The organism is Bartonella gabonensis (assembly GCF_903679515.1).
Lineage (GTDB): Bacteria > Pseudomonadota > Alphaproteobacteria > Rhizobiales > Rhizobiaceae > Bartonella > Bartonella gabonensis.
The window spans coordinates 16,502-31,516 of sequence record NZ_CAHOYM010000007.1; the positions used below are offsets into that span (position 1 = coordinate 16,502).

The 15,015-nt window shown below is 38.3% G+C and carries 13 protein-coding genes, 1 other RNA gene and 1 pseudogene; 10 read left to right on the forward strand and 5 right to left on the reverse strand.

From position 1 onward, the window contains the following. Positions 1–2 precede the first annotated feature (2 nt). The 3 genes from hflK to HWX04_RS02665 all read right to left on the reverse strand — a co-directional run bounded on the left by hflK (position 3) and on the right by HWX04_RS02665 (position 2,569). Positions 3–1,148, reverse strand: a complete 1,146-nt coding sequence (hflK, locus tag HWX04_RS02655; protein WP_175868684.1) for an FtsH protease activity modulator HflK — start codon at positions 1,146–1,148, stop codon at positions 3–5. A 120-nt stretch (positions 1,149–1,268) separates the two neighbouring features. Next, on the reverse strand, positions 1,269–1,778 hold the full coding sequence (locus HWX04_RS02660; RefSeq protein WP_175868685.1) for a dihydrofolate reductase: 510 nt from the start codon (positions 1,776–1,778) through the stop codon (positions 1,269–1,271). After that, complete coding sequence (locus HWX04_RS02665) at positions 1,775–2,569, reverse strand: thymidylate synthase (RefSeq protein ID WP_175868686.1); 795 nt, start codon at positions 2,567–2,569, stop codon at positions 1,775–1,777. The genes HWX04_RS02660 and HWX04_RS02665 overlap by 4 nt, the downstream gene beginning before the upstream one ends. A 220-nt stretch (positions 2,570–2,789) precedes the next feature. On the opposite strand from HWX04_RS02665, the gene HWX04_RS02670 reads away from it, so the two are divergent. Both HWX04_RS02670 and HWX04_RS02675 read left to right on the forward strand, forming a co-directional pair. Further along, complete coding sequence (locus tag HWX04_RS02670; protein WP_175868687.1) at positions 2,790–4,097, forward strand: MFS family transporter; 1,308 nt, start codon at positions 2,790–2,792, stop codon at positions 4,095–4,097. Between the two features lie 817 nt (positions 4,098–4,914). Then, positions 4,915–6,216: pseudogene (locus tag HWX04_RS02675) on the forward strand (MFS transporter). 69 nt (positions 6,217–6,285) lie between these two features. Here HWX04_RS02675 and HWX04_RS02680 read toward each other — a convergent pair. Continuing rightward, complete coding sequence (locus tag HWX04_RS02680) at positions 6,286–6,591, reverse strand: DUF2853 family protein (protein ID WP_175868688.1); 306 nt, start codon at positions 6,589–6,591, stop codon at positions 6,286–6,288. A 96-nt stretch (positions 6,592–6,687) separates the two neighbouring features. Between HWX04_RS02680 and ssrA the strand changes: the two genes are divergently transcribed. The 5 genes from ssrA (at position 6,688) to HWX04_RS02705 (ending at position 10,669) form a co-directional block, all read left to right on the forward strand. Continuing rightward, positions 6,688–7,044, forward strand: a transfer-messenger RNA (tmRNA) gene (gene ssrA, locus HWX04_RS02685). 179 nt (positions 7,045–7,223) lie between these two features. After that, complete coding sequence (locus HWX04_RS02690; RefSeq protein ID WP_175868689.1) at positions 7,224–7,772, forward strand: SspB family protein; 549 nt, start codon at positions 7,224–7,226, stop codon at positions 7,770–7,772. Between the two features lie 8 nt (positions 7,773–7,780). Next, on the forward strand, positions 7,781–7,963 hold the full coding sequence (locus HWX04_RS02695; RefSeq protein WP_175868690.1) for a DUF4169 family protein: 183 nt from the start codon (positions 7,781–7,783) through the stop codon (positions 7,961–7,963). Positions 7,964–7,973: 10 nt separating this feature from the next. Further along, positions 7,974–8,225 (forward strand): ribbon-helix-helix domain-containing protein, encoded by a 252-nt coding sequence (locus HWX04_RS02700; protein ID WP_175868691.1) that lies wholly within the window; start codon positions 7,974–7,976, stop codon positions 8,223–8,225. 107 nt (positions 8,226–8,332) lie between these two features. Next, a complete protein-coding gene (locus HWX04_RS02705; RefSeq protein ID WP_175868692.1) occupies positions 8,333–10,669 on the forward strand; it encodes an ATP-dependent helicase in 2,337 nt (778 codons plus the stop codon). Between the two features lie 60 nt (positions 10,670–10,729). Here the strand turns inward: HWX04_RS02705 and HWX04_RS02710 are convergent, their stop codons facing one another. Further along, on the reverse strand, positions 10,730–11,359 hold the full coding sequence (locus tag HWX04_RS02710) for an LbetaH domain-containing protein (protein ID WP_175868693.1): 630 nt from the start codon (positions 11,357–11,359) through the stop codon (positions 10,730–10,732). 137 nt (positions 11,360–11,496) lie between these two features. On the opposite strand from HWX04_RS02710, the gene HWX04_RS02715 reads away from it, so the two are divergent. The 3 genes from HWX04_RS02715 to HWX04_RS02725 are packed head-to-tail and all read left to right on the forward strand — an operon-like array spanning position 11,497 to position 14,822. Next, positions 11,497–12,078, forward strand: a complete 582-nt coding sequence (locus HWX04_RS02715) for an SCO family protein (RefSeq protein WP_175868694.1) — start codon at positions 11,497–11,499, stop codon at positions 12,076–12,078. A gap of 30 nt (positions 12,079–12,108) precedes the next feature. Then, positions 12,109–12,978, forward strand: a complete 870-nt coding sequence (locus tag HWX04_RS02720) for a 50S ribosomal protein L11 methyltransferase (protein ID WP_175868695.1) — start codon at positions 12,109–12,111, stop codon at positions 12,976–12,978. Between the two features lie 17 nt (positions 12,979–12,995). Then, positions 12,996–14,822, forward strand: a complete 1,827-nt coding sequence (locus tag HWX04_RS02725; protein WP_175868696.1) for an aminopeptidase P family protein — start codon at positions 12,996–12,998, stop codon at positions 14,820–14,822. The last annotated feature ends 193 nt before the right edge of the window (positions 14,823–15,015 follow it).

The window sequence follows — 15,015 nt, forward strand, 5'->3', positions numbered from 1 at the left end:
AATTAGCGACCTCCAGAAATACGAGCATCCAAAAGCGACGTAGAACGCGCCGATGTTTTCTTCGCGTTTTCCGATGAATTGCTCCGCAGCAATTCATTCAAAGGAAGATAAGGCACCGCAGAAGAATTAATTTGATCGAGAATTAGTTTATTTGGTGAAGAAAAAATATGCCCCATCGTCTCCATATAAAGACGATAACGCGCAACCTCTGGTGAAATTGCAGCCTCACGAGCTATAGCCTGAAAACGTTCAGCACGCCCTGTTGCCTCTTCAACCATCTGTGCTTTTTCACCTTTTGCGATCTCCCGTGTCCGTGAAGCTTCACCATTTGCCAAACCAATCTTCGTAAAACGCACACGATTTCCTTCTTCAATCATTCTTCCACGTTCTTGCTCAGCCTGCTGAACAGAATTAAACGCTGCAGCAACTTTGGTAGGAGGAGCAGCTTCACTGATCGATACACGACTTATTTCGACCCCGAGTTGATACTTATCTACAGTCAACTGGGTAATCTTTCTCACATCGTTAGCAACGTCTTCTTTTTTATCGCGTAAAACATCATCAACAGGTCTTGAGCCAATAACCTCTCGCATTGCACTTTCAGCAACTTGGCGAACAGTTCCTTCTTGATCATTCACATTGAATAAAAATTGTCCTGGATGTGAAATGCGATAGTAAACAGAAAAATTGACATTCACAATATTTTGATCACTCGACAGCATCAAACCTTCACTTTGTTGTCCCTGTCCAGGCTTTCCACCAATTGCAATTGTTTTTTCCGTTAAAGGAACTTTCATATAAGTCTCAATTGGCCAAAAATGAAAATGCAAACCATCACCGATAATTTCTTCTTTAGGCACACCAAAACGCAATTCCACAGCTTGCTCATTTTGTTGAACAATATAAAGTGACTGATAGAGCAAAAAACACACAGCAAGCAGAAGGAATAAAACAAAAACTCCCCCTCGACTAAATTGTTTAAACTGATCCTGTCCTTTACGCAAAATATCATCAAGATTGGGGCCATTTCCGCCACCATGATTGCCACCAGAACCAAAAATATTCTTAGCTGATGTCTTTTTTTCACCACTATTCTTATTTTTATCGCCACTCCACGGGCCACCACCATTTTGATTTGTCCAGGGCATTATAACCTCTTTCACTGACTACCATTCATTCAAATACCAACCCTTCACTTAAAGCTTATAGGATTCTTCTTATCTCAATTACGCAACTGATAAACCTTTTCCACTTCATATTACAAAAAATTATTTCCGCTCATAAACAACAAAACGTGTTGGATGGCTATCTTTATCCCCTTTTGGAATATCTTGTGTTTGCACAATAGTCCACTTTTCTTTATCAAAAATAGGAAAAAAACTATCACCTTCTATAGAAGCCAAAACTTCTGTAAGGAATATTTTATCAGCAAAACTAAACCCTTGTTGAAAAATTTCACCCCCACCAATAATAAAAATCTCCTCGACATCATTTTGAGAAGCAACACGTATTGCAAGAGAACAAGCCTGCGATAAAGAGTGCGCAACAACACCCCCTTCAGCGCTGAAAGTACAATCGCGCGTAATAACGATATTTGTACGCCCTGGTAAAGGCTTTTTAAGAGAATCCCAAGTCTTTCTTCCCATAATAACAGGCTTACCGAAAGTCAAAGCTTTAAAACGTTGCAAATCTGTCGATAAATGCCAAGGCATTGCACCTTTACAACCGATAACGCTATTTTCTGCAACAGCAGCAATTAAACAAATAGAAATCGTCATATTGCTACCGGCGCTTTAATATGGGGGTGTGCTTCATAATTGAGCAATTCAAAATCCTCAAATTTAAAAGAAAAAAGATCTGTTACCGCTGGATTTATACGCATATATGGCAAAGCATTTGGAATACGAGACAATTGATATTTTGTCTGTTCAAAATGATTAGAATAAAGATGAGCATCCCCCAGCGTATGAATAAAATCACCCACCTTAAGCCCACTCACCTGCGCGATCATCATCGTTAACAATGCATAGGATGCAATATTAAATGGAACACCTAAGAAAATATCTGCTGAACGTTGATAAAGTTGGCAAGATAACTTACCATCAGCAACGTAAAACTGAAAAAAACAATGACAAGGTGGGAGAGCCATCTCTTCTATCAATGCGGGGTTCCATGCTGAGACAATGAGACGACGAGAATGAGGTGTCTCCTTAATCATAGTCAACAGATTACTGATTTGATCAATATGCCGCCCATCAGGCGCTGGCCAAGAACGCCACTGATAACCATAGATAGGACCAAGGTCCCCATTTTTATCAGCCCATTCATCCCAAATTGATACACCACGTTCTTTTAACCATGCGATATTCGTACCGCCTTTAAGAAACCACAAAAGCTCATAGATAATCGAACGTAAGTGCAATTTTTTCGTTGTCAACAACGGGAATCCAGCCTGTAAATCAAACCGCATTTGATAACCAAAAACCGACCGCGTGCCAACACCGGTTCGGTCAGCGCGATCAACGCCATGTTCTAAAACATGAGATAAAAGATCAAGATAGGTTTTCATATGGATATTATGACCGATTCTATTAATTATAGAAAATAGAAACTGTAAATATTGATAAAAATATAATTTAAATTTCTCTCCTCCAACGATCTTGCACAGGAAATAACCATGATTTGATTAAGTTTTTGACGCAAAAGATAAAATACTGTAGACAGGTTTTAGGGAAATAAATACAGGGGTAATAAATCAACAAACGCGAACAATTAAAGGGATAGACTTCATGGAGAATGAAACAACTCTAGCACCGCATGATACAAGAAAACGTATCCTTGCTATAGTATCCAGTGCATCAGGTAATCTAGTGGAATGGTACGACTTTTATGTTTATTCTTTTACATCGATTTACTTTGCATCACAATTTTTTCCTTCAGATGGTAATGTCGTCGCGCAACTTTTAAAAGCCGCAGGTGTCTTTGCTATTGGTTTTCTTATGCGCCCAATTGGTGGATGGCTCTTTGGATACATTGCCGACCGTTATGGACGCAAACGCTCCATGCTTATTTCTGTTTTTATGATGTGTGGTGGTTCATTCTTTATTGCTCTACTTCCTACCTATGAAACGATTGGAATGACTGCAGCAGTTCTTCTACTTTTACTTCGAATGCTCCAAGGACTTTCTGTTGGTGGTGAATATGGCACTACAGCAACTTATATGAGTGAAGTTGCTCTCAAAAATCGCCGTGGATTCTTTAGCTCTTTCCAATACGCAACACTCATTGGAGGGCAACTTTTAGCCAGCCTTGTTATATTCATTCTAGCGCTTTATCTTAATGAAGATCAGTTAAAAGCATGGGGATGGCGTATTCCTTTTGCGATTGGTGGATTTGGAGCAATTGTTGCAATTTATTTGCGTCGTTCGCTTCATGAGACAACCACAAAAGAAAGTCGCTCTCAAAAACAGGCTGGTAGCCTTAAGGAACTTTTCTGTACTCACAGGAAGGCTTTCTTTCTCGTTATAGGCTTTACAGCAGGAGGATCGCTCACATTTTATACATACACCACTTATATGCAAAAATATCTGATCACAACCACCGGATTTGATAAACACACAGCCACAACTATAATGACGGCTGCACTCTTTGTTTTCATGTTACTTCAACCTGCGTTTGGCTTTCTAGCTGATAAAATTGGCACAAAAGCTTCACTCCTTATTTGGAGCGCTTTATCTATTATCTTTACGATTCCTGGACTTAGAATGATTGCTAATACGAATGATGTGTGGACTGCACTATGCATCATTATCGGAATGCTATGCATTATGAGCTTTTATACGTCCATTTCTGGTATTGTAAAAGCGGAAATGTTTCCTGCTTCCGTGCGCGCAATGGGCGTGGGGCTCTCTTATGCTATTGCTAATGCGATTTTTGGAGGATCAGCCGAAGCTGTTGCACTTGGATTAAAAGATTATGGATATGAATCACTCTTCTATTTTTATATAACCGGCATGATGATCATTGCATTTATCGCAGCTATCTTGCTGCCAGATGCTCGGAAAAAGGGATATCTTCAAGGTGATGGTATCCATTAAAAACTTTTCTATACGAAATCAAAAGCCCTTAAAGGGCTTTTGATTGTGGAAATCATATAAATTCAATATTTCTAATTTTTATATAGATCCATCTCTCTTACTATAATTGGTATAATATACTTTCTTGAATATAAACTGTGGGAGCTGAACTTTTTCACCATATTATTATGTTCTTTTTCTTCTACTCAATTCAGTTTATTTAAGATCAAATTCTATTGAAAATAACTTCTTTTCATAACAAGATTTACATTTACCCCATTTTGAAAAAATCTTTTTTGCAACAGTATAAGCATCAAAAATAAACAACGACAACACTCTCAGCTATCAATGCGTGGATTTCAAATGATGACAACATTGAAGCGCATAGCAAACAGCCCCCAAAAAAACAAAAAAATTGTTTCATCTAATAAAAGCATTACAAATCAATGTGTTTAAATATTGCAAATTTGTATATGAGAACAAGCAACAATATACTCAACAATGACCATTTTATATAAAAACAGCAATTATATAAGCTTAGAAGTAATCTACTCTATAGACCTTGATATTGAGTACTTCATAATGAAAAAAAGATTATTTATTGCATCATATAAAATTTGTTACCTCTAAATAAATTACAAAATCAAAAGACATACCAATATTATAGGATTATAGTTTTCTGCCTTACGACATACATAAAGGCTTTTTAAAAACAGGAAAATATAATTTCAGTAAACCTTCTCTAATAGTTTCCATAAAAAATAACGATTAGAGAATTGAATTTTGATAATAAAAACCGTAATCAACTCTAAATAATAAATCTAAAAGGGGAAAATTCATGAAAAGTGCAACCACTTTAGAACCACACGATACAAGAAAACGTATCTTTGCCATCATATCTAGTGCATCAGGGAATCTCGTAGAATGGTATGATTTTTACGCCTACTCATTTACGTCAATTTATTTTGCTTCGCAATTTTTTCCCTCAGATGATGATACGGTTACACAACTATTAAAAACCGCTGGGATTTTTTTATTGGCTTTCTTAGCGCCCAATTAGTGCATGGCTATGGATACATTGTCGACCGTTATGGACGCAAACGCTCCATGCTTATTTCTGTTTTTATGATGTGTGGTGGCTCATTCCTCATCGCCATACTTCCCACCTACGAAACTTTGGGAATAACAGCAGCATTCCTTCTCCTATTAGTCCGTATGTTTCAAGGACTTTCGATTGACGGTGAATATGGTACAGCAGCCACTGATATGAGTGAAGTAACGCCTAAAAATCATCGTGGCTCTTTGCTTCTTTTCAATATGCAACAACGATCTCAGGTCAACTTCTCGCCAGTTTTACTATATTTATTTTAGCAATTTATCTCACTGAAGATCAGTTAAAAGCATGAGGCTGGCGTATTCCTTTTGTGATTGGTGGTTTTGGAGCAATAATTGCAATTTACCTGCGAAGCTTACTTCATGAAACAACAACCCTCAAAGGCCGCTCTGAACAACACGCCGGTAGTCTTAAAGAACTTTTTCGCAAACATAAAAAGCATTCTTTTTGGTTGTTGGCTTCACAGCTGGCGGATCACTCACATTTTATACCTATACCACTTATATACAAAAATATCTGATCACAACCACTGGCTTTGATAAGCAAACAGCAACAACGATCATGACTGCCGCCCTCTTTATTTTTGTGTTATTCTAGCCCCTTTTAGGGGCCCTAGCCGATAAAATTGGTGCAAGAGCTTCACTCATTATTTGGAGTGTCTTATCTATTATCTGCACCATTCCTGTTCTTAAAATGATTGGGAATGCCCATAATGCATGGAGTACACTCTTCATCATTATTGGAATGCTCTGTATTATGAGTTTTTATACATCCATCGCGGATATCATAAAAGCAGAATTGTTCCCTGCTTCAATCCGAGCAATTTGTGTTGGATTTTCCCTTGCCATTGGCAATGCACTGTTTGGTGGTTCTGCTGAATATGTAGCGCTTGGATTTAAAAATATGGGATACGAATCTGTTTTCTTCTTTTACATCATTGGGATGATGATCATTGCCCTCATCTCTATTCTCCTGATGCCAGACATCAATAAAGGCGGATATCTCGATAAAGACGAACTTCATTAAACTTATTTACCAGATAAAAAAGCCCAATTTCTTGGGCTTTTCTTATCATTATCACAAATTTAATATTGTTTAAATTTTATGAAGTGCATCGAGTTGCTTAGCAACTAAATAATAAAAAGTCATACGACTTTTTCTACGCTCTCCAGCCATCATCTGAGCAACTTTTGAAACAGCCATTTTAGCACTTTTCTCATCAGCCCCTAAAACATCCTGCACCCATTTTTCAACACGTTCTAACTCTTTTGGATCTGATGTCGCAACAAGCGACGCATCTTGCTTTTTCATCACCAAAGCCAAACGATGCTCAAGCCGCTCGACTGCTGCTTTATCGGGGTTTGAATCATATACTTTAATATCTGCTAGATCATTTGTCATTCTGCATCATCTCCTCTCCAAAAATGAGCGGCTGTATTTTACAACCACTTCACAATAGCTGCATAAATAATTAGAGGATTAAAAATATTAACAACCCCCCTTTTCTTAAGACTGTTCTTCATCTATATTTAAAGGGCTGGCTTTCCAGCTATGGTAATAAATGGACGGTGAAATAAACCTATTGGACCCGGGGGCGGTACCCGGCGCCTCCACCAAAATATAAACAACAAAAATTATATTTTGGTGGGGGCGAAATAGGATCGACAAGGGTGTAAAGATCGCTCTTTTACTCGGCATTGTACCACCGTTATCGGGCTAAATGAGTAGTTGCAAATGACAACTATGCGGAAGCACGTCTCGCTGCGTGAAGCAGTGTGAATGTTTCAAACTGACTCTTAAACCGTCGCAGGTTTAAGCGGGGTTGGAAGGCACCTGGCAACAGAAGCCTTCACTTTTTAAAATGTTATTGATTGATCTTTCAGACATTATCAAACATTGTTTTTCGTATTTTTTTGATTCAATGAGGTACTTCGCAGACAAAATACCGCTGGTTTTTTAATACATTCTATTACACAATATCAATACATCAATACGATCCATTCTGCTACGTGAAATAAAAGGAATAAACTTCGATGGTTAAAGATCAAATCCGTTACGATATTCTCGTTCAGGATGCGCTTCGTGGAGTTATCCGTAAAGTTTTATCGGAAGTTGCTAAAGCGGGACTTCCGGGAAATCATCATTTTTTTATAACTTTTTTTACAAATGCCCCAGGCGTTAAAATTTCTCCTCGGCTAAAAAATCGCTATCCTGAGCAAATGACGATTGTCTTGCAACATCAATTTAGAGATCTCAGTGTTTCAGAAACAGCCTTCGAAGTAACCCTCTCTTTCAGGGAAATTACCGAAAAACTTGTGATTCCTTTTACTTCCATTCAAGTTTTTTACGATCCTATAGCCACATTTGAAGCAGCATTTGATCTGCCCTCAAAATTCCCCTCTGTAGAAAATGAAGATTCAGAAAATACTCCATCTACAACACCCATCACTCTATCAAACAAACAAAAAAAGGAAAATACGCCCACAAACGAACAAAATATCAGTACCAATAAAGAATCTTCAAATAACGATACAAAACAAAGTGCTGATGTTGTCTCTTTAGATTCTTTTCGGAAAAAATGAATTTTCCCATGACTGAACCGTTAAATCTTCGTCAATTTCGAAAACAAAAAAAGCGTGCAGAAAAGGCTCTTCATGCTGAGGAAAATCGTTATCGTTTTGGACGAACAAAAACTGAAAAACTTTTTGAGCAACAAAAATCTTTCAAAACACAAAAATTCCTTGATCAAAATCGTTTACGAAACGACGAATAAAGGGGGAAAAATGAACAAAAATAATTTTATTGATTGGTCAAAAGTCATTCCACAAAAGATATCTGTTCGTGTTGATGGACACGCAACCAGCATCTCTTTAGAAAAACCCTTTCTCGATATTCTCAAAGATATAGCCCGCAAAAAAGGACAATCTTTAGCCTTTATTATTACTGATATTGATAGCCAAAGACCACAACAAATCAATCTTTCGGCCTCTTTACGTGTTTACGCTCTTCAAAGTGTTCTTGCTCAACGTCTTTAAATACTTGCTTTTAACATTTCTCGTTCAATTAAAACTGTTATAGCTTTTAGAAGAAAAGTTTTTTAAACCTAGCACTTTAATGAAAAAAAGATTACAAAAAAGGTATAATGAGTAATTTTTCCGATGACATACCTTTCTTTGAAGAAGATGCCCCCCCAGCCCATAGTGAGAAAAACTCAGGGATTTCTTCCTGTGTTCTAAAAGAAAAAAAATCATATAACACAGACTATTTGGAACAGCTCAATCCAGAACAGCAACAAGCTGTTATAAATACTGAAGGTCCTCTTTTAGTTCTTGCAGGTGCTGGTACTGGAAAAACACGCGTTTTAACAACGCGTATTTCTCACATTCTGCGCTCTGGACTTGCCTCTCCTCAACAAATACTTGCTGTCACTTTCACCAACAAAGCGGCTCGTGAAATGAAAATACGTATTGGTGAACTTATTGGTGAAGTTGTTGAAGGAATGCCTTGGCTTGGAACGTTTCATTCTACTGGTGCTAAAATTTTACGCCGCCACGCAGAGCTTGTTGATTTAAAAAGAAACTTTACAATTCTCGATAGCGATGATGTTCTCCGGCTTTTAAAACAGCTTATTCAAGCCGAAGGCTTAGACGACAAGCGTTGGCCCGCACGAAACCTTGCCATGATGATTGATTCTTGGAAAAATCAAGGACTTTCACCAGAACATATCTCAAAGAGTGAAGCGCACTCCTTTGGCAACGGCATGGGACGCGAACTTTATCACAGTTATCAAAGTCGATTAAAAGATCTTAATGCTTGTGATTTTGGCGATCTTCTGCTTCATTCTATCTCTATCTTCCAACACAATCCAGATATTCTTCGCGAATATCATTCTCAATTTCGCTATATTCTTGTCGATGAATATCAAGATACAAATACAGCACAATATCTTTGGCTTCGCCTTTTGGCACAACATCCTCAAGGTCAAAATGTTAATCTTTGTTGTGTTGGTGATGATGACCAATCCATTTATGGATGGCGTGGTGCAAAAGTTGAAAACATATTACGATTTGAAAAAGACTTTCCTTCTGCCAAAATTATTCGTCTAGAACGCAATTATCGCTCAACATCCCATATTCTTAAAGCCGCTTCCCATCTGATTGCTCACAATGAAGAAAGACTAGGCAAAATCCTTTTTTCTGCTCAAATAAAAAGTGAGGAAGAAAAAGTAAAAATTCATTCAGCATGGGATTCAGCAGAAGAAGCGCGAGCCATCGGAGAAGAAATTGAACGCGCAAAGCAAGCGGGGCATGCATTAAATCATATGGCTATCTTGGTACGCGCATCATTTCAAATGCGTGAATTTGAAGATCGCTTTGTAACGCTTGGCCTTAACTATCGCGTCATTGGTGGTCCGCGTTTTTATGAACGAATGGAAATACGTGATGCCATGGCTTATTTACGCGTTGTTGTCCATCCCGCTGATGATTTAGCTTTTGAGCGTATTATCAATACACCTAAACGCGGCGTAGGCGACGCAAGCTTACGCATTCTTTATGAGAGTGCGCGAGCACGTGCTGTTTCTCTCTTTTCTGCAGCCGCTGACATCATTGAAACAGATGAACTAAAACCTAAGGTACGCAGTGCTTTACGAAGCCTTATTGAAAACTTCCGTCGCTGGCAAAATATGCTGCAATGCACCCCCCACAGAGAGCTTGCCGAGATCATTCTTGACGATTCCGGTTATACCACCATGTGGTTAGAAGATCGCTCACCAGAAGCTCCCACACGACTAGAGAACCTTAAAGAAATGATCCGTTCCATGGAACAATTTGAAAATCTTCAAAGCTTTTTAGAACATGTTGCACTGGTGATGGAAACGGAAAATGATGAAAACATGGATGCCGTCAACATCATGACACTTCATTCCGCTAAAGGGCTTGAATTTGAAACAGTTTTTCTTCCAGGATGGGAAGAAGGGCTCTTTCCTCATCAACGCTCATTAGATGAAGGTGGACGTTCAGGATTAGAAGAAGAACGGCGTCTTGCTTATGTGGGGCTTACAAGAGCAAAAAAACATTTACATATATGGTTTGTATCCAACCGTAGAGTTCACGGTCTTTGGCAATCTGCTCTTCCCTCCCGTTTTCTAAATGAATTACCAGAAGAACATATAGAAGCCATAGCCATAGAAACATCTTATGGTGGTTATGGAAAATCCTCCTTTCAACATCATGATTCCTTTTATAATGACTATGCAATACCAAGGCAAAAGCGTGCACAAAAAAACAAGAACATTGAAGGAAAAGTTATCGCTCAATCAGTCTCTGAGGCACCATCAAATTTTGCAATCAATGATCGAATTTTTCATATAAAATTTGGTTATGGTCATATTACCGCGATAGACGATCATAAATTGACAATAATATTTGAAAAAGCTGGAGAAAAGCGTGTTCTGGATAATTTTGTAAGCAAAGCTTAGCGTAAAGATAACAACATAACCTTTCCAAACAAAAAGCCATTTTTCATTTTATTTTGCATATTATCTCCATTTTTGAATAAAAGCCTCGATGGGAAGATTTTGCATATCAGGCAATGCGTTATAAATTTTATCAAGTGGCCAATCCCACCAAGTCATCCCCAAAAGCGTCTGAATCACCCCTTCTGAAAACCGCATCCGCAATGGCTTTGCAGGAACACCAGTGACAATCGTATAAGGGAGAACATCTTTTGTTACAACAGCGTTAGCACCAATGATAGCACCATGCCCAATTTTCACCCTAGGCATAATAACCGCACCATGTCCAATCCATACATCATGCCCAATGATAACACGTTTTGCACAACGCCTTTCACGAAAAGAATAATCTAACGGTACATAGCGGAAATATTCATTAGGACGATAGGTTATTTTATGCGTAGAAACGCGCTCCATGGGATGCTCCAACGCATTCATCCTTACATGAGATGCAATAGAACAAAAGCGCCCAATATCACTATAAATAGCCTCACTGTTACGTTCTAAATAAGAAAAATCCCCAATGGTTACATCCCGCAAAATCACCCGTTCATTAATTTCCACATAACGCCCCAATTTACAACCATGCAATCGTGCCGTTGTATGAATACGCGGTTTGTTTTCATGGAATCGAAGATCATTCTCAATATTCATATTACCTTCCATCAATTGTTTCATCAAGAAATATGGAAAGACATATCAACCAAACCCATAAAATCAACCTGAAACAAACATTGCAAAACAAACCAACCAATGCTAGACTTTTTTGACTCGTTTAAGAGAAACAAGCTATGAAAAATGTAATCCGCATCTTAGGACTAACAATTATATTTCTTGCTGGCATTGCCATTTATGATACATTGATAAATAAACCTTTAGGTGATAGCTTTACTCTCACCGATTCAAATGGACAAACTGTTACGCAAGTTGATGTTCGCAGTAAACCTTCAATTATTTTCTTCGGTTTTACGATGTGCCCTGAAATCTGCCCTACGACATTACTAAATCTTGATCGATGGCTTACAGCTCTTGGGCCTGAGAGTGATAAATTAGGAAAATGGTTTGTGACTGTTGATCCTGAACGTGACACCCCTGAAGTCCTTCATGAATATCTCAGTAATTTTTCCAATAAAATTATTGGCATTAGCGGGGATCCTGAAAGAGTTCATAAAATAGTCAATTCTTTCAATATCGTTGCTGAAAAAGTACCAGGGCAAGATGGAAACTATACTTACGATCATACCGCAGCAATTTTTTTACTCAAAAAAGGCGGGAAGTTAGCAGGCGTTATCCGTTATGAACCCAATGAAGACGATAATGAATTAAAAGACCAAATCGCCATTGAGCGACTCAAAAAACTTGTCTCAAACTAAATAAAAAGCCGATTATAAAGAAAGAACAGGATGTCACAGCAAATTCGTTTGTATTATACTGCTTCTAAAAGTGAAGCAGAGCAATTTTATATGCTTATGGAAACAGCTTTTGATGAAGAAGGATATCCTCTTGCTCTTACCGAGATAGATGAAAAAAATGCCATCTATGAACTTTCGCTCTATGTAGACGACGATAATCAAGAGCATGTTTCGAAACGTTTTGCACAGGTCCTTTCTATAGATCCTCATAAAATCAACCATGAAATTTTACCCAATATTGATTGGATACAACAAAGCCTAGAAGGACTAAAACCTGTACATGCTGGTCCTTTTTTCCTTCATGGAAGCCACAACAGAGACACCATTCCAGAAAATGTTCTCCCCATTGAAATTGATGCAAATCAAGCTTTTGGCACTGGACATCATGGAACAACGGCCGGTTGTTTAGAAATGATTGCCAAAATAATGCAACACGAAAATCCACAAAATGCCCTTGATCTTGGTACTGGCAGTGGAATCTTAGCCATTGGCATGGCAAAGCTCAAACCCATTACTATTCTCGCATCCGATATTGATCCCATTGCTATCAAAGTTGCACAACACAATATCGCACTCAATGGCGTAGAAAAATATATTACAGCAATTACAGCAATAGGTTTTGCCCATGATGAAATTGCATCACGGGCACCCTTTGATCTCATCATTGCCAATATCCTTGCCAATCCGCTTATTGAACTTGCACCAGAAATGATTCAAGTTCTTCAAAAAGGTGGTTCACTTATACTCTCCGGAATTCTTGAAGAACAACATGATCTTGTATTGAAAGCTTATGTAAAACAGGGGCTCAAACTTATCGAAACATACCACCGTCAAGAATGGGTTACGATACATCTGAAATAAATGAAAAGGACGCTGTTATGTATCAATCTTTTGAAGCAACAACAGATCCCAGCCAAGCCATCGAGCGTATTTCCTCTCTTCGTAAAGAACTCAATCGTCTTGGGCTCGATGGCTTTCTTGTTCCACGGAGCGATGAACATCAAGGAGAATATGTTCCCCCACATGCTCAACGCTTAAGCTGGCTCACTGGCTTTACTGGCTCAGCGGGGATCGCTCTCATTTTAAAAAATAAAGCCGTTATATTTACAGATGGCCGCTATAAACTCCAAGTTCGTCAACAAACTGATCCTCATATTTTTGAATATGAAGATCTCATAACTTGCCCCCCCTCACAATGGCTTGAAAGAAATGGAGAACAACTTTCTATTGGTTTTGATCCATGGCTCCACACCATTGCCGCTATCGATACATTAAAAAAAACATTTGAAATAAAAACAGGCGGAAAGCTTATAGCAGTTCAACAAAATCCTATTGATATTATTTGGCATGATCAACCACCGCCACCGCAATCCGCCTTATCGATTCATCCTCTTAAATATGCAGGATCGGATAGCGAGGAAAAGCTCTCTTTAATTCGCAACAGTATAAAACAAGCCAGTGCAGATGCTTTTATTTTTACAGATCCCTCCTCTATTGCATGGATATTCAATATACGAGGCCATGATGTTTCCAACACACCGTTTTCTCTTTGTTTTGCCCTAATACCCATAAAAGAAACACCAATCTTATTCATTGACAGCAAAAAAGTTGGTGAAGAACAAAAACAATATTTGGAACGTTATGCAAAATTATATGAACCAGAACAGCTTATCTCAAAGATTAAAGATTATAATCAAAAAGGAATGGTTTTTGCCTTAGATCCCCAGTTAACATGTGAAAAGTTGCACACTGTACTTGAAGAAGATGACAAATCTTTCATAACACTTACTGACCCTGCCGCTCTACCTCGTGCCATTAAAAATAACACAGAACTAGAAGGTGCGCGAGAAGCACATCTGTGCGATGGTATCGCTCTTACCCGTTTTTTTGCTTGGTTAGACAAACAAACACCAAGCACAATAAGCGAAATTTCTGCTGCTCAGAAATTAGAAGAATTTCGCATCAATACAGCCAAAAACATGGGGACAAAACTTGAAGATCTCTCTTTTGATACAATCTCAGCAGCAGGTGCAAATGGAGCTATTATCCATTACCGTGTAACGACAAAAACCAATAAACAACTCAAGGCTGGTGAACTTTATCTTGTAGATTCAGGTGGACAATACCGTAATGGCACCACAGATGTCACACGCACGGTCGCAATCGGGGATATTGGAGGAGAAGAAAAACGCTGTTTTACTCTTGTTCTTAAAGGCATGATTGCCCTTTCAACCGCCTGTTTTCCAAAAGGAACACGCGGACAAGATATTGATGTTCTAGCACGCATTGCCTTATGGAAAGTTGGTTTCAATTACGCCCATGGGACGGGTCATGGCGTTGGTTCTTATCTCTCTGTTCATGAAGGACCACAAAATATTTCAAGCAGAGGATGTCAAGAATTGATTCCTGGAATGATTGTTTCTAATGAACCTGGGTACTATCGGGAAGGTGCTTTTGGTATTCGTATTGAAAATTTACTCATTGTAAAACCAGCCCAAGAAATTGAAGGTAGAGAGAAAGAAATGCTCTCATTCGAAACACTCACAAATTGCCCCATTGATCGAAGACTCATTCTCCCAGAGCTTTTAACACAAGAAGAACGACAATGGCTCAATAATTACCATGCCTGTGTTTATCAGATGAATGCACCTTATTTAAATGAAGAAGAGAAAGAATGGGCAAAAAAAGCAACTATGCCTCTTTAAAGCAGCGCAAACATCTTCTAGCAAAAATACTTACACTTTTTTCTAAGCAAAAATCTGCCTTTACTATGAGGAAATATATAAAATCTTTGCATCATCTTATCATCGTGAAAGACGATATTTTACAGCATTAAACAATAATTATAAATTGCCTTTCAAGATCAATAAATTGCATCTGATGAGGAAAAAGCGAGCA

What these genes read in the sequence shown, in the direction of transcription:
- HWX04_RS02695 (WP_175868690.1), top strand. Translation starts at nt 7,781, where the DNA reads ATGACTGAACCGTTAAATCTTCGTCAATTTCGAAAACAAAAAAAGCGT.
- HWX04_RS02715 (WP_175868694.1), top strand. Translation starts at nt 11,497, where the DNA reads ATGAAAAATGTAATCCGCATCTTAGGACTAACAATTATATTTCTTGCT.
- HWX04_RS02720 (WP_175868695.1), top strand. Translation starts at nt 12,109, where the DNA reads ATGTCACAGCAAATTCGTTTGTATTATACTGCTTCTAAAAGTGAAGCA.
- HWX04_RS02665 (WP_175868686.1), bottom strand. Translation starts at nt 2,569, where the DNA reads ATGAAAACCTATCTTGATCTTTTATCTCATGTTTTAGAACATGGCGTT.
- HWX04_RS02670 (WP_175868687.1), top strand. Translation starts at nt 2,790, where the DNA reads ATGGAGAATGAAACAACTCTAGCACCGCATGATACAAGAAAACGTATC.
- HWX04_RS02725 (WP_175868696.1), top strand. Translation starts at nt 12,996, where the DNA reads ATGTATCAATCTTTTGAAGCAACAACAGATCCCAGCCAAGCCATCGAG.
- HWX04_RS02660 (WP_175868685.1), bottom strand. Translation starts at nt 1,778, where the DNA reads ATGACGATTTCTATTTGTTTAATTGCTGCTGTTGCAGAAAATAGCGTT.
- HWX04_RS02690 (WP_175868689.1), top strand. Translation starts at nt 7,224, where the DNA reads ATGGTTAAAGATCAAATCCGTTACGATATTCTCGTTCAGGATGCGCTT.
- HWX04_RS02710 (WP_175868693.1), bottom strand. Translation starts at nt 11,359, where the DNA reads ATGAATATTGAGAATGATCTTCGATTCCATGAAAACAAACCGCGTATT.
- HWX04_RS02700 (WP_175868691.1), top strand. Translation starts at nt 7,974, where the DNA reads ATGAACAAAAATAATTTTATTGATTGGTCAAAAGTCATTCCACAAAAG.
- HWX04_RS02680 (WP_175868688.1), bottom strand. Translation starts at nt 6,591, where the DNA reads ATGACAAATGATCTAGCAGATATTAAAGTATATGATTCAAACCCCGAT.
- hflK (WP_175868684.1), bottom strand. Translation starts at nt 1,148, where the DNA reads ATGCCCTGGACAAATCAAAATGGTGGTGGCCCGTGGAGTGGCGATAAA.
- HWX04_RS02705 (WP_175868692.1), top strand. Translation starts at nt 8,333, where the DNA reads ATGAGTAATTTTTCCGATGACATACCTTTCTTTGAAGAAGATGCCCCC.